The sequence below is a fragment of the Mobilicoccus pelagius NBRC 104925 genome (assembly GCF_000247995.1).
Lineage (GTDB): Bacteria > Actinomycetota > Actinomycetes > Actinomycetales > Dermatophilaceae > Mobilicoccus > Mobilicoccus pelagius.
This window is the reverse complement of record NZ_BAFE01000007.1, coordinates 29,632-44,258: the sequence shown is the minus strand read 5'-3', so window position 1 is coordinate 44,258 and position 14,627 is coordinate 29,632. Positions and strand designations below refer to the sequence as shown.

Below are 14,627 nucleotides of genomic sequence, written 5' to 3'. Positions count from 1 at the left end.
GGCACACCCGGTGAGCAGGAGGCAGGACGCGAGGGCGAGGGGACGCAAGGTCATGCCCCGACGCTACGAACGGTGCCGTCCACGGTGGGTCCGTCGCGAGCGCCCCCGTGGACGACGACGGCACGACGACGCGACGACGCGACGACGCGACGACGCGACGACGCGACGCACGGGGCGTGGGCCCGGCAACGACGTCGGCCCCGCCCCCACGAGGGGACGGGGCCGACGGGATGAGCCGGAGGGTCACTCCACGGGCGCGTTGGTGGCCGGGTTGTCGTTACCCGGGTCCTTGGCCTCGGCGGGGCCGGCGGTGGTCTCGTCGGCGTTCTCGGTGTGCGTCGCGTCGACCTGCGTCTCCTCGGGGGCGTTCGCGGCGTCGGCGGTATCGCGGGCGTCGTTCTGGCTCATCGTTCCTCCTGGTGGTCGGGTGCGACAAGGGTAGGACCGGCGGGCGGGGTGCGCGCGTCGAGCGGCCGGGGTCACTCCGGCGGGGTGAGTCCGGTGTGGTGGGCGAGGAACGTGAGCATGTCGGCGGCCTCCTGCGCGGCGACGGCCCGGGGTTTGCCGGCGCCGTGGCCCGTCGACGTCTCGATGCGCGTGAGGATCGGCGCGTCCCCGCCCTGGGCGCGTTGAAGGGTGGCCGTGAACTTGTGGCTGTGCGCCGGGACGACGCGGTCGTCGTGGTCGCCGGTGACGACGAGCGTCGCCGGGTAGCGCTCGCCCTCGCGGATGCGGTGCAGCGGGGAGTAGGCGAGGGCGACCTCGAAGTCCTCCGCGACGTCGGGGTCGCCATAGTCCGAGATCCACGCCGCGCCGATCGTGAACCGGTGGAAGCGGAGCAGGTCGAGCACCCCGACCATCGGGACTGCGGCCGCGACGAGCTCCGGGTGTTGCGTGAGGAGTGCCCCGACGAGCAGGCCCCCGTTCGATCCGCCGTACGCGGCGAGGTGGTCGGGCGTCGTCACCCCGGTGGTGACGAGGTGCTGCCCGACCGCGGCGAAGTCGTCGAAGACGTTCTGTTTGTGGGAGCGGGTGCCCTGTTCGTACCATTCGGTGCCGAACTCACCGCCGCCGCGGAGGTTCGCGATCGCGACGGCGCCGCCCGCGGTGAGCCACCCCGCGTTCATCGCGGAGAACGACGCCCCGATGGGGATGTTGAAGCCGCCGTAGCCGTACATGAGTGTGGGGACCGGGCCGTCGACGGGCAGATCTGCCCGGCGGAGCAGCCAGTAGGGGACGCGGGTGCCGTCGGCACTCGCCGCGCGGTGGCGGGTGACGGTGACCTGCGGTGGCGTCCATCCGTCCCCGTCGAGGAACGACAGTTCGCGCATCGCCCCCGTGGACGGGGTGACGACGAACGACTGCACGGGCGCCGTCACGGAGTTCACGCTCACGAGGAGTTCGTCGCGGCCCGCTTCGCCCTGGAGGGAGAGGACGCTGCCCGCGTCGAGGTCGAGCGCACCGAGTCGGTGACCGTCGAGGTCGTACCGGGTGAGCACGGGGCTCGCGTCGCGCAGGTGGTGGGTGAGGAGGACGTCCCCGGCGACGACCGCACCCTGGAGGGCGTCCTCGCCCTCGGGGACGACCGTCTCCCAGGCGGGGTCCTCGCCCCGCTCGAACGCGGCGAGGTCGAGACGCGCCACTCGGCCACGCGGTGCGTCCGCGTCGGTGACGACGTAGAGGACGTCCCCGACGACGTCGACGACCTCGACGTGGTCGCGGAACTCCGGCAGGACGTCGAGCGGCTCGTCGAGCGTCGAACCCGAGGCGCGGTGGACGCGGACGGCGAATGCGTCGTCGGCGCCGTGGTTCATCGGCACGACGATCCATCGCCCGTCGCTCGAGGCCTCCGGCCACATGTCGAGTCGCGGGTCCTCCGGGACGTCGAGGACGACCCGGTCCTCCTTCTTCGGGGTGCCGAACGTGTGCGCCATGAGCACCGGCCGTGGCAGCGCCGTCGTCGCCGTGCCCTCGGCGCGGGCGTCGCCGTACCGGCGATAGAGGAACGTGCGGTGGTCGGGCAACCACACGAGCGCCCCGAACTTCGTGACGATCTCGGCGCCGCCCTCGTCCTCGACGTCCGCGCCGGTCTCGGGGTCGAGGAAGCGGACGTGCTGCCAGTCCGAGCCGCCCTCGCTCACCGTGTAGGCGAGCAGGCCGCCGTCGCCCGTCGTCGAGAGACCGGCGAGCGAGGCCGTGCCGTCCGCCGACCAGGACGACGGGTCGAGGAGCACCCGCCCACCGGCCTCGAGCTCCTCGAGGGTGCGGGCGACGTACCACGTGTTCTGCGGCCGGGTGCCGTCGTTGCGGGAGACGAGGTACCACCCGTGCTCGTGGACGGGGACCCCGACGACGGGTCGCAACACGATCTCCCGCATGAGCGCCGACCATCGCTCGTGACCGGGGAGGTCCCGGAGATGCGCGTGGGTGAGCGCGTTCTGCGCGCTCACCCACGCCTGCGTCTCGGGGGAGTCCGGATCCTCCAACCACCGGTAAGGGTCGGCGATCCGGTGTCCGTGCAGGGTCTCGACGACGTCGTCGCGTCGGGTGGTGGGGTACTCCATGCCCCGACCGTAGCGGTCTCCTCCGACACCCCGCCCGATACGGGCAGGCGCCTCAGCGTTGATGGTCCTTCATGGGGGAGTCCGCCGCGGGCAGCGCCTCACCCGTGCGCTCGTAGTGGTCGGCGATGGAGTCCCACAGCGGCGCGTTCGTCACGCCGACGTTCTCGGGGCGGAACACCGGGTCCTCGCCCGCCTTGCGTTGCCTCTCGTAGTCGCGGAACACCCGGATCGCGACGGGGACCAGCGGGATGAGCGCGACGAGGTTGATCCACGTGTAGAGGCCGAGGCCCACGTCGGCTAGCGACCAGGCGAAGTCCGACTTCCGGAACGAACCGACGAGGATCGACGCCGCGAGGACCACCTGGAAGACCCGGATGATCGTGCGCTCGTGACGGTGCGAACGAAGGATGTAGGCGATGTTCGTGTCGGCGTAGAACCCGAACGACAGCAGCGTCGTGAACGCGAAGAAGAACATCGCGATCGCGACGAACGCCGCGCCGAACCCGGGCGCGACCGTCTCGATCGCGTTCTGCGTGAACGCCGGCCCGGCATCGACGCCCGGCAGGTACTGCACGACGGCGGAGTGGTCCTCGGCGAGGACGTTGTAGCTGTTCGTCACGAGGATCATGAGGCCTGTGATCGTGCAGACGACGAGCGTGTCGACGTAGACGGAGAAGCCCTGCGCGAGACCCTGCTTGACGGGGTGGCTCACTTCCGCGGCGGCGGAGGCCTGCGCGCCCGAACCGGTGCCCGCCTCGGAGGAGTAGACCGCCCGACGCACGCCCCAGAGGATCGCCGCGCCGAGCATGCCGCCGAACATCGAATCCATGCCGAACGCGCTCTCGAAGATGAGGCGGAACATGGCCGGCACGTGCTCGGCGTTGACGACGAGGACGACGATGCCCACGAGGACGTAGGCGATCGCCATGAACGGCACCATGAGGCCGCAGACACGGCCGATGCGCTTCATGCCGCCGAAGACCACGAGGCAGAACAGCGTCGCGACGAAGAGGCCCGTGATCCGCGGGTCGATGGCGAAGGCCTCCTTCGCGGAGACCGCGATGCTGTTCGCCTGGATCGTCGGCCCGGTGATCGTCGTTGCGAGGATCGTCGCGACGGCGTACGCGAGGGCGAGCCACTTCGCGTTGAGGCCCTTCTCGATGTAGTAGGCCGGGCCACCGCGGTACTCGCCCTCGACCTCCTCCTTCCACACCTGCGCGAGGGAGGACTCGACGACGGCGACGGCAGCACCGACGATCGCCGTGAGCCACATCCAGAACATCGCTCCGGGGCCACCCACACCGATGGCGGCGGCGACCCCGGCGATGTTGCCGACACCGACGCGGCCGCCGAGCGCCATCGCGAGCGACTCGAACGAGGAGATGCCCCGGTCGGAGCCGCCGCCGCTCTTGAGCTGGGACAGCATGTCGGGGATCCGGCGGATCTGCGGCACCCGCATCCACACCGTGAACACGGTGCCGATTCCGAGGACCAGCAGCACCATGGGGGTGCTCCACAGCCACCCGCTGATCGTTTGGAGGTCTTTCATCACGAGGATCTCGCTCTCCGCGGTCGTGGTCGACGGGCCGCCCGACGCGGCCCGGCAAGAGTGGCACCAGTCTCCCGTCGATCACCGCTCACGGGTCGGAAAGCGGGCGACGAATGCGGGCACGTCGTCGTGGCTGACGTGCCGGTGGTGTGGCGTCCTTCTCGGAGGCGTGCCCAGGCCCGGCGCCACCATGGCGCGGCCGCGGCCACGGGCGACGGCGTCACGATCGGGGGCGGGGGAGGCGGGCGGAGCCCACGCCATCTCTCGACCATCGCGTCGACGTCGACCCTCGGCGCGACGACGGGCATCGACGGGCCGGTGACCGGACGCAGTCGGTCCTCGACGACCCGACGGTTGTAATCCTGCAGGATCTCCCGCACCCGGTCCTCCCGGTGGACGTCGAGCAGCGAACCGGGAAAGCCCGCGTGCTCGGCGCGCAGCTGCATCACGGGCGGCATGGTCGCCGACGCGTCGAGCCCCTCCCGACGGACGAACCGCTTGACCCACCAGTCGGGATCGTCGACGTCGTGGAGATCGAGCGGCTTCCCCGTGCCGGGGAGGTCGTCGAACTCGCCCCGTTCGGTCGCCTCCCGGATCTGCCGCTCGACCCAGCTCTCGTGGAACGTCATGACGACGATTGTCGCCCGTCGCCCCGGCGGGGACCGGTGCACGCCGGGGGGAGAGGGAACGGCCCGCCGCACGGTCGGCGTGTGGCTCACCGGGTTGCTCTCGCGAGGGGACGTCTCCGTACGCTGACGGCATGGGAACCCGCCGACGCGCCGCCCGGCGACTCGTGGCCGCGGTGGCCGGAGCGATCGGCCTCGCCCTCGCGACATCGCGTAACGCGCACGCGCCGGGAACGGCGCACGCACGGGGGACACGACCCGACGCTCCTCTCGGGCGGCAGGACGACACGCTCCCACACTCGGACGGGACGTCGACGACCTCCGCCGGGATGCCACCGCACTCGGACGGGACGCGGCGCGACACCGACGCCTGACGCGGCGGCGTCCACGGCGCCGTCCGAGTGCGGCGGGCGGTCAGCCGTCGAAGAGATCGCCGAGGAAACTGCCGCCGCCCCCGGAGGACCCGGCGGAGGGGTGGACGTTCTCGGCGGGCTGGACGATGACGTGACCCACGCCGCCGAACGCCATCTGGAAGGTCTCGCCGCTCCCGCCCCGCACGAGGGACCGCAGCCCGCCGGTGTCGACGCGGACGTCCATCGTCACGCCCTGGGTCCACAGCACGACGGCGTCGGCGTCGCCGAAGGTCGGGGCGGAGGCGACGTCGAGGGCCACGGGCTCGCCCCTCGTCGTCACGGCGACGAACCCGGTGCCGCGGAGGGCGACGTTGAAGAGGTCTCCCGTCATCGCGGCGCCCCGCGCGGAGACCCGGTGGACGTCCCACTGGATCCCGTCGGAGAAGGCGAGCACGTTGCCGCCGTTGACCGAGACCATGTCGTTCTCGAGGTAGAGGATCTGCACGTCGGCGGCCATGTTCGCGAGGAAGAGGTCGCCCCGGCCGGAGCACCGCATCATGCTCAGGCCCTCGCCGGTGGCGGCCTTGCGGAGCATCTTGCCGAGGCCGCCGGAGCCGGTGTTCTCGAAGTGGATCTCGCCCTGGTAGGCGACCATCGACCCGGCCCGTGCCCACATGGGCGGCCCGTCCATGCGCACCTTGAGCATCTTGGAGTTCTGCCGGATGAACGGCTCCCGCGCGTCCTGTTCGGCGTACTGCTCGAACAACGGGCCGTAGATCGTCATGCGTCACCTCTTCGTCGGTCGGGGCCGCCCACATTAGGCGCCCGATACCCGCCCGTCGGCGGCTTCCGGGTGGCTCTGTGGAGGACTCTACGGGCCTCCCGCGGTTGGGGGAATCGGCTGCTCTGCGGTCCCGTTCCCGGTCCGGCCGGGGCCCGTTCTGCGATCACCGATGCGGGCGTCGGCGGGCGCCGCCGGAGAACTCACGGGTCAGGACGTCGTGACAGGTTGCCCGGACGCCGCTTTCCTCATCGGTGATTGCAGGACGGGCCCGCGCCCGGTCGGCGGGGCGCCTTCCGGGGCGATGAGGTGCGTCGTGGGGGCCGCGATCAGACGGGGCGGACGCGGCCGAGATGGTGCCAGAACCTCGCCCGGATCTGGTGGCGGGTCTCGTCGTCGAGATCGCCGTCGTCGCTCTTGCTGGCGAGGTCGACGAGGAGGGCACGGTCGAGCTCGGAGGGGATGACCGGGGCCGCCGCCTTGAGTTCGGCGAGGGCGTCGGGCGTCGCCGAACTGCACCAGGCCGCGACGACCTGTCGGGCCACCGCGTCGACGACCGCGGGGGAGAGCCCGTCGTCGTCGGGGGCGGGGGTGGGCGGGACCGCGCCCGCGCCCGGGAGCGCCACCCCGCTCGCCTTGCGGCGGGCGAGGATCGCGGGCGACGGCGTCGCGGGCGCCGCGGTGGTCTCGGCGGTGGTCTCGGCGGCGGGCGGAGCGACGGGAGTCGACGTGGGGTGCTCCCCGGGTGCGGGCGCCATCTGCGAGGTGGGTGCGGGGGTGGCGTCGGTGGCCGGAGGTGCCGGCTCCCGGGGTGTGACGGCGGGCGTTCCGGGAGCGGAGGGTGCCGGCGGCTCGTCGGGCCGGAGCGACTCGGCGCCGTGGATGCGGACGGTGCGGCGGCGCTCCCTCGGGGGGCCGGGCACGGGGCGCGCGGAGGCGTCGGAGGTCGTGGTGCCCGTGGGGTGGTCGGTGGTGGGCGGCCCGGCATCGGCGGGAGTCCTCGCGCCGGGCGCGGCATCGGCGTCCTGGGGGCATGTCTCCGAGAGCGTCGATGGTGTCCCGTCGATGTTCTGGTCGAGGCCGTGGTCGTCGTCTCCGGCGGGGGAGGGGATGAGTGCCTCCGGGATGGCCGTCGGCTTGAAGGCGTGGTCGATGGCGCCCTGATCGATGATCTGGGTGCGATCGACCTCGCGGAGGAGGTGCTTGGAGACGGCGAGGGGCTTCTCGTCGTGGCGGGGAACGGCGAGGAGGACGACCTGGACGCCGTGACTCTGGGCGTCCTCGACGGCCTCGGTGAGGTCGTCGTCGCCGGAGACGAGGTAGACGACGTCGGCGACGCGCTGCCGAGCCTGGATGGCGAGGTCGAGGCCGATGCGGACGTCGACGCCCTTCTGCTCGCCGGAGTAGGAGAGACGTCCGAGGCGGAGCTTGACGCCGGGGATCTGGCCGATCTCGTCCTGGGAGGCGTCGGGCATACCGCCGGGGCGTCCGCCGGCGTCGTACCAGTTGACGCGGAGGAGGGGGAGGCCCGAGTCGGCCTCGGCGTGGCCGACGAGCCAGGTGATGAGGGAGGCGCAGTCCGCCTGGACGCCGCGACGCAGGGAGCTGCCGGTCACACGGGTGGCCGCAGCCGCCAGGAGGTAACCGACATCGACATAGACCGCGCAGCAGGACCTCATGCCTCCACCCTCTCAGAGTCCCGCCGGGTGTCCACCTGCGCCGGGGGCTCGCGGCGACCTGGTGGTCGAAAGGCCGGTCGACGGATCGGTCGACGTGGTGGGAGCGGGCGGCGGGGGCGCCGCGTCCGTAGCCTGGGGTGATGGACGATCGGGCGGTGGGCCTCACCGAGGCGTTGCGGGAGGCGCGGGCGGAGGTGGCGGCGCGTGTCGCCGAGTTCGATGAGACGACAAGGATACTCGCCGAGGCGCGGGGGGATTCGGACACCGACGACGAGCACGACCCGGAGGGGACGACGATCGCGTGGGACCGGGCCGTGAGCGCGGCGACGGCGGACTCGGCACGGCAGCGTCTCGCCGACGTCGAGACCGCCCTCGCGCGTGTCGAGGCGGGGTGGGACGGCACCTGCGTCGGGTGCGGCCGCCCCATCCCCGTCGAACGTCTCGCAGTCCGACCCCAGGCCGACCGCTGCGTGGAGTGCGCCTCGCGGCGGTGATGACAGGGCCGGGCCGGACGAATCGTGCGGGTGGGGGATCGGCGTCGTGCGGCATCCCCCGTCCACCCCGGGGTGACCGGGCGGAGCGAGTGCCGGGTGAGGGCCCGCTTCCGCCGCGGGCACGGGCCGTGTCCCGGCACGCCGCCGGTCGTGCCGTTCCGTGTGCGGACTTCGGGCGCGGGGGCGTCGTGTGGCGTCCGTTAGCCTGGGGGCGTGTTCAACAACCTGTCCGACCGCCTCACGCTGACCTTCAAGCACCTGCGGGGAAAGGGCCGCGTCACCGAGAAGGACGTCAACCAGACGATCCGCGACATCCGAGTCGCTCTTCTCGATGCCGACGTCGCCCTGCCGGTGGTGCGCGCCTTCACGTCGGCCGTGCGCGAGCGTGCGCTCGGCGCCGAGGTGCACGAGGCGCTCAACCCGGGCCAGCAGGTCGTCAAGATCGTCAACGACGAACTCGTCGGCATCCTCGGCGGTCAGACGCGCACCCTGCAGTTCGCGAAGAACCCGCCGACCGTCATCATGCTCGCCGGTCTGCAGGGTTCCGGTAAGACGACCCTCGCCGGCAAGCTCGGTCACTGGCTCAAACAGCAGGGGCACACCCCGATGCTCGTCGCCGCCGACCTGCAGCGCCCGAACGCCGTCACCCAGCTCGAGGTCGTCGGTGAGCGGGCCGGCGTGCCGGTGTACGCGCCCGAGCGCGGAAACGTCGCCGGGTACGACGCCGCCGTCGAGTACGGCTCCGGCACCCGCGGATACGGCGACCCCGTCTCCGTCGCGAAGGCCGGTGTCGAGGAGGCCAGGCGTCAACAGCGCGACGTCGTCATCGTCGACACCGCCGGCCGCCTCGCCATCGACATGGAGCTGATGAAGCAGGCACGGGACATCCGCGACGCGATCAGCCCCGACGAGGTCCTCTTCGTCATCGACGCGATGATCGGTCAGGTCGCCGTCGAGACCGCCCAGGCGTTCGCCGACGGCGTCGACTTCACCGGCGTCGTCCTCTCCAAGCTCGACGGTGACGCCCGCGGTGGTGCCGCCCTCTCGGTCGCGCACGTGACGGGCAAGCCGATCATGTTCGCCTCGACGGGTGAGAACACGAAGGACTTCGAGGTCTTCCACCCCGACCGGATGGCCTCCCGCATCCTCGACATGGGTGACGTCCTCACCCTCATCGAGCAGGCACAGCGTGCGTTCGACCGTCGTGAGCAGGACGAGCTGGCCCGAAAGTTCCTCGCCGACGAGGACTTCACGTTCGACGACTTCCTGCAGCAGATGGCCGCCGTCCGCAAGATGGGCAACCTCAAGCAGTTGCTCGGCATGATGCCGGGGATGAACCAGATGCGTGACCAGCTCAACGCGCTCGACGACAAGGAGTTCGACCGCGTCGAGGCGATGGTCCGCTCGATGACGCCGTTCGAACGCACCCACCCCAAGCAGATCAACGGCTCCCGCCGCGCCCGCATCGCCAAGGGGTCCGGCGTGCACGTGAGCGAGGTCAACGCGCTCCTCGAACGTTTCGGCGAGGCGCAGAAGATGATCCGCCAGCTCAAGCGTGGCGGCGGGATGCCCGGAATGCCGGGGATGCCCGGCATGGGTGGCCCCGGCGGCAAGAAGAAGCCGGCGCAGAAGAAGAAGGGCAAGAGCGGCAACCCCGCCAAGCGTGCCCAGCAGGAGAAGGAACTCGAGGTCAAGGCGCAGCAGGCGCGTGAGGCCGCCATCGAGGCCGCCCTCAGCGGTGGGGCCGCGGGCGACGCGGCTCCCGGCAGCGCCCTCGGTGCGCTCGGCGGCGGCAAGGGCGGCCAGCCCGACCCCGCCGACCTCGCCGAGGCGATGAAGGACTTCGACGCCTCCCGCCTCCCCAAGGGTTTCGACAAGTTCCTCAAGTGACGTGACGGTCGACGCGGCCGGGGATCTTCGGACCTCCGGCCGCGTCGCGTCATGATGAAGGGCGTGTCTGCTGCTGCCGTGTGAGGATTCGTCGCCGCCTCGTCACTGCTCCTCGGCGCCCTGCTCGGTGTCCTGCATCCGTGGTCGTCACGGCTCGTCGGGGTTGTGCTCGGCTTCGGTGGGGGCGCGCTCATCGCGAGCATCTCCTTCGAACTGTTCGAGGAGGGCCTCCGTCACGGCGGCCTGGTGCCCGTCGCGATCTGCCTCCCCTCGGCGCCCTCGTCTACCTCGCGGCGAACGCCCTCGCCGAGAAGGCGGGGAACGGTGAACCCCGTCACCACCTGCGCCGCCACCACGGCGTCGACGCGACGCCTTCCACGCAGCCGTCCGTGTAGGGACGTCGCCGCGAGCAGGGCGGCGCCGCCCTCGCCCTCGGCGCGTTCCTCGACGGCATCCCCGAACAGGCCGTCCTCGGCATCGGTCTCGCCTCCTGCGGGGTCGGCATCGCGCTGCTCGTCACGATCTTCGTGTCCGACCTCCCCGAGGCCATCGGCTCGGCGACCGACATGCGCGGGTTCGGCCGAGGCCGCGAGTTCATCCTCGCCCTGTGGGGCGGGGTCACCGCCGTCTGCGGCCTCGCGAGTACGGCGGACTACCTCGTCGCCGACGTCGTGAGCGCCCCGTCCAGAGCGGTATCCGGGCCTTCGCCGCGGGCGTCCTGCTCGTCATGCTCGTCGACTCCCTCGTCCCCGAGGCCCGGCAGAAGACCGGCGAGTCCGCCGGGCCCCTCACCGTCCTCGGGTTCGCGCTCGCCCCCGGACTGTCGTTCCTCGTCCGACGTCGCACTCCCGGAGCGGCGGTCCCGGCCTCGGCTCGGCCCGTCACCCCGCACAGGGTCAGTGGGCGAAACGGCCCACCTCGCGGTCGAGGTCGCGGGCGAGGTGGGAGAGCCCACCGTCGCCGCTCACCGCGCCGTGGACCTCTTCGACGCGGACGTGGACGCCGTCGACCGTCTCCGCGATCGCGGAGATCGCCGCGACGGCCTGCTGCACCGCCGACTGCGTCACCTCGACCTGCGCCGCGATGTCGGCCGACGAACTCGTCGTCTCGTTCGCGAGGGTCTTCACCTCGCCGGCGACGACGGCGAACCCCTTGCCCGACTCGCCGGCGCGGGCGGCCTCGATGGTCGCGTTGAGCGCGAGGAGCCGAGTCTGGTCGGCGACCGAGGAGATGATCGTCAACGCCTTCTGGATCTCGCCACCGGCGGTCTCCAGGGAACGTACCGACGCCATCGCGTCCCGCGCCCGCTCGACGGCGGAACCCGCGGCAGCGCCGAGGTCGGCTGCGGCGTCGGAGAGCCGGTCGGCCGCCTCCGCCACCCGCGCCGACACGTCGACCGTCGAGGCGATGACCTCGCTGCGGGTCCGTTCCTGGGCCGCGAGTTCCTCGCCCGCGGCGAGCATCCGGTCGCGGGCACCGTTGATCTGTGCCGCGCCCCGACCGAACGCCCCCACCATGCCGGTGAGCATGATGCGGCGATACGCCCGACCCTCGGCGGCGGCCTCGAGGCACGCCTCGGCCTCCCGCATGTAGGCGTCGATGAGGTCGAGGAGACGGTTGACCTCCGTGCCGATCTCCGTGCACGGCCCGAACGTGCGCCGTACGTCGACGCGCGGGCGCAGATCCCCGCGGGCGGCGGACCGGACGACGCCGAGCACGTGGGAGATCCCCTCGGCGTGCTCACCGGTCTCCGCCGGCCTCTCGGTTCCGGCCGTGGGGAGTCCCTGCGTTCTGCGTCGGCGTCTCATGCGGAGCGCCTTCCCGTCTCGATGAGCGACCAGACGAGTTCGTCGTAGCTGCGGCCGTCCCGTTCGCGGACGCCGTTCAGGTGGGCGAGACCGGCCTCGGCGGCCGCGCGCCCGCCCGAGGTGCGGGACTCGACGGCGAGCATGTCCCGGTACACCGCCTCGGCCGCACGCACGGCGTGCGGGTCGGGAACGCGGCGGCTCGAGTGATATCCGTCGAGGTGGCCCCGGTCGTCGGCGGTCGTGACGTGGGCGAGCACCCAGTAGTGGTCGCCGTTCTTCGCGAGGTTGTTGATGTAGGCGAAGACCTCCCGCCCGTCCGAGATCGTGTCCCAGAGGAGCTTGAACAACCCGGCGGGCATCGCGGGATGCCGGACGAGGTTGTGCGGCTGCCCGACGACCTCCTCGGCCTCGTAGCCGGAGATGCGGAGGAACACGTCGTTCGCGTACGTGATGCGGCCCTTCGGATCGGTCTTCGAGACGATGAGGTCGTCCGGGGAGAACGTGCGTTCGCGTCCGGTGGGGATGGGTGCCACGCGTTCCTCCGTGATCAGGACGAGCGAATGGCGGCACGACGCCGCCGCCTGTCCTGTCGTCCTCGCGGGGATTGTCCTGCGAGGTGCGCATTGTCCGATTCCTCCGCATGCCGGGCGAAATGGCGGCGGGCTCGTAGGAGGACGTCGCCTGCGGTGGCCGCGGTCGGGACACGGCGGCCGGATGCGGCGGGGGAGGACGCCTCGAACGCGGCGGCTCCGACGCGGCGGGCGCGAGTCACGTCCCGGGCGGGGGCGAGATCGGTAGTGTCGGGGCATGAATGCGCCCGTACTGCACGTCCGAGGTCGGATCCTCCGCGGGCCGGAGGACATCGTCGACGAGATGTGGGTGGTCGACGGCCGCCTCACGTTCGAGCGGCCCGCGCAGGCCGCCGGCGACGTCGAGACCGTCGACGGATGGGTGCTGCCGGGGCTCGTCGACGCGCACTGCCATGTCGGCCTCGACTCCCGCGGCGCGGTCGAACCCGAGCGGGCCGTCGAGCAGGCCCTCACCGACCGCGACGCCGGAACGCTCCTCATCCGCGACGCCGGGTCGCCGCTCGACACCCGCTTCGTGCAGGAGCGCGACGACCTGCCCGAACTGATCCGCGCCGGGCGGCACATCGCCCGTACGCGCCGGTACATCCCGAACTTCGCTCGCGAGATCGAGCCGGAGGAGCTCGTCACGTGCATCCGGGAGGAGGCGCGTCGCGGCGACGGCTGGGTCAAGCTCGTCGGCGACTGGATCGACCGCTCCGCCGGTGACCTCGGCCCGTGCTGGCCGCGGTCCGCACTCGACCTCGCCGTCGAGGCCGCCCACGAAGAGGGCGCCCGCGTCACCGCCCACTGCTTCGCCGAGGAGTCCCTCTTCGACTTCGCCGCCGCGGGCGTCGACTGCATCGAGCACGCCACGGGCCTCACGCCCGAGTCGGTCGAGATCTTTGCGCGGCAGGGCATCGCGATCGTGCCGACCCTCGTCAACATCGCGACGTTCCCCGACATCGCCGCCGCCGGGGAGAAGAAGTTTCCCGGCTACGCCGCGCATATGCGCGACCTCCACGAGCGCCGCTACGACACGATCGGCGCAGCCCACGACGCCGGCGTGCCGATCTTCGTCGGCACCGACGCGGGCGGCAGCCTCCCGCACGGTCTCGTCGCGAAGGAGATCGCCGAACTCACGAAGACGGGCATGACCGCCCTCGAGGCGATCTCGGCCGCGACATGGCGGGCCCGCGAATGGCTGGACCGCGACGGCCTCGTCGAGGGCGCCCAGGCGGACTTCGTCGTCTACCGCGACGATCCCCGCGAGGACGTCCGCACGATCGCCGACCCGCACCGGATCGTCCTGCGGGGTGCCGTTGTCCGCTGAGCTGCGCCCCTTGTCCGCGGTGGGGGAGCGGGTACGTGTCGACACCGTCGTCGAGACGGACGTCCCCGCCTACCGGCGAGCCGTCGAGACCTCCCGCGAACGCATCCGGCCGTGGAACCCCGTCAACCCCGACGACCTCGCGTTCCACCTGCGGCGGCAGAGCGACGAGCACCGCACGTTCCTCGTGCGGGCCTTGCCGCACGTCCGCGTGCGGGGTCACGACATCGTCGGCAAGGTCAATCTCACCGGCATCCAACGAGGTCGCGCGTTCAGCGGCGTCCTCGGCTACGACGCCTACGACCCGTACGCCGGGAAGGGCCTGTTCGCCGAGGGGTTGCGGCTGGTCGTCGACGTCGCGTTCGCCCCGATGCCCCACGGTCTGGGGCTCAACCGGGTCGAGGCGGCCGTGCAACCCGGTAACGTGCGGTCGGCGGGACTGCTCCGCTCGTTGGGGTTCCGTCGCCGCGGCGCCTACCCCCGCTACCTGTGGCTCGCCGACGCCGAGGGGCGCGACGCATGGCGCGACCACGTCGTCTACGGCGTCGACCGTTACGACTGGCCCGCGGAGCCCTACGACCGTGACGACGTCGCCGGTCCCGTCGTCGTCGTCGAGGCCGGGGCCGGTGAACCCGGACCACGCGACGTCGCCGCCGCCCGCGCGCTCGCGGCCGAGATGGGCGTGCCCGTCCTGCGTCCGACGGGCCCGGCGACCGGAAGGCCGGACGCCGCCTGGGCCGAACGGCTCGCCGACGCCGCCACCGGCGCCGTCGTCCTCGTCGGACGGGGCGGCGGGGTCCCCTCGACGGGAGCGCCCTGGGCACACACCGCCGTCACCACCGCCGACCTCGACGGGCCCTCCGCCGTCACCCGGGTCGCCCTCGACGCCCACCGGCTCGCCCACGCCACACGGCGCTGACGCCCACGGGTGCTCACCGGGTGCTCGACGGACGTTCGTCGACGGTCGTGACGTTCGCCGGGATCGTC

General features: G+C 72.1%; 12 protein-coding genes. 4 read left to right on the top strand and 8 right to left on the bottom strand.

Annotated elements, in window-relative coordinates; genetic code table 11:
• Positions 1-243: 243 nt before the first annotated feature.
• The 6 genes from MOPEL_RS17530 to MOPEL_RS16985 all read right to left on the bottom strand — a co-directional run bounded on the left by MOPEL_RS17530 (position 244) and on the right by MOPEL_RS16985 (position 7,552).
• Positions 244-408: a hypothetical protein gene (locus tag MOPEL_RS17530; protein ID WP_009481135.1), complete on the bottom strand. Its 165-nt coding sequence runs from the start codon at positions 406-408 to the stop codon at positions 244-246.
• 71 nt (positions 409-479) lie between these two features.
• Positions 480-2,564, bottom strand: coding sequence for a prolyl oligopeptidase family serine peptidase (locus MOPEL_RS01770; protein ID WP_009481134.1), 2,085 nt, complete (start codon positions 2,562-2,564; stop codon positions 480-482).
• A 52-nt stretch (positions 2,565-2,616) separates the two neighbouring features.
• A complete protein-coding gene (locus MOPEL_RS01765; RefSeq protein WP_009481133.1) occupies positions 2,617-4,113 on the bottom strand; it encodes an alanine/glycine:cation symporter family protein in 1,497 nt (498 codons plus the stop codon).
• The gene (locus MOPEL_RS16375; RefSeq protein WP_083841685.1) at positions 4,113-4,742 is read right to left on the bottom strand and encodes a DnaJ family domain-containing protein; all 630 of its coding nucleotides are present in this window, start codon (positions 4,740-4,742) and stop codon (positions 4,113-4,115) included. The genes MOPEL_RS01765 and MOPEL_RS16375 overlap by 1 nt, the downstream gene beginning before the upstream one ends.
• 411 nt (positions 4,743-5,153) lie before the next feature.
• Positions 5,154-5,876 carry an AIM24 family protein gene (locus MOPEL_RS01755; protein WP_009481131.1) on the bottom strand — a complete coding sequence of 241 codons (723 nt, stop codon included), beginning with the start codon at positions 5,874-5,876 and terminating at the stop codon, positions 5,154-5,156.
• A gap of 326 nt (positions 5,877-6,202) precedes the next feature.
• Positions 6,203-7,552, bottom strand: coding sequence for an NYN domain-containing protein (locus MOPEL_RS16985; protein WP_009481130.1), 1,350 nt, complete (start codon positions 7,550-7,552; stop codon positions 6,203-6,205).
• A 140-nt stretch (positions 7,553-7,692) separates the two neighbouring features.
• Here MOPEL_RS16985 and MOPEL_RS01745 point away from each other — a divergent pair, with 140 nt between their 5' ends.
• On the top strand, positions 7,693-8,046 hold the full coding sequence (locus MOPEL_RS01745; RefSeq protein WP_051992168.1) for a TraR/DksA family transcriptional regulator: 354 nt from the start codon (positions 7,693-7,695) through the stop codon (positions 8,044-8,046).
• Between the two features lie 213 nt (positions 8,047-8,259).
• Entirely contained in the window at positions 8,260-9,936 is a 1,677-nt protein-coding gene (ffh, locus tag MOPEL_RS01740) for a signal recognition particle protein (protein WP_009481128.1), read from the top strand.
• 896 nt (positions 9,937-10,832) lie between these two features.
• On the opposite strand, the gene MOPEL_RS01725 is transcribed toward ffh, so the two are convergent.
• Both MOPEL_RS01725 and MOPEL_RS01720 read right to left on the bottom strand, forming a co-directional pair.
• A complete protein-coding gene (locus MOPEL_RS01725) occupies positions 10,833-11,744 on the bottom strand; it encodes a methyl-accepting chemotaxis protein (RefSeq protein WP_009481125.1) in 912 nt (303 codons plus the stop codon).
• Complete coding sequence (locus MOPEL_RS01720) at positions 11,741-12,277, bottom strand: PAS domain-containing protein (RefSeq protein WP_009481124.1); 537 nt, start codon at positions 12,275-12,277, stop codon at positions 11,741-11,743. Before MOPEL_RS01720 ends, MOPEL_RS01725 begins: the two co-directional genes overlap by 4 nt.
• Positions 12,278-12,551: 274 nt before the next feature.
• Between MOPEL_RS01720 and MOPEL_RS01715 the strand changes: the two genes are divergently transcribed.
• Positions 12,552-13,643 carry an amidohydrolase family protein gene (locus tag MOPEL_RS01715; protein ID WP_009481123.1) on the top strand — a complete coding sequence of 364 codons (1,092 nt, stop codon included), beginning with the start codon at positions 12,552-12,554 and terminating at the stop codon, positions 13,641-13,643.
• Positions 13,627-14,559 (top strand): GNAT family N-acetyltransferase, encoded by a 933-nt coding sequence (locus MOPEL_RS01710; RefSeq protein ID WP_009481122.1) that lies wholly within the window; start codon positions 13,627-13,629, stop codon positions 14,557-14,559. Before MOPEL_RS01715 ends, MOPEL_RS01710 begins: the two co-directional genes overlap by 17 nt.
• Positions 14,560-14,627: the final 68 nt, after the last annotated feature.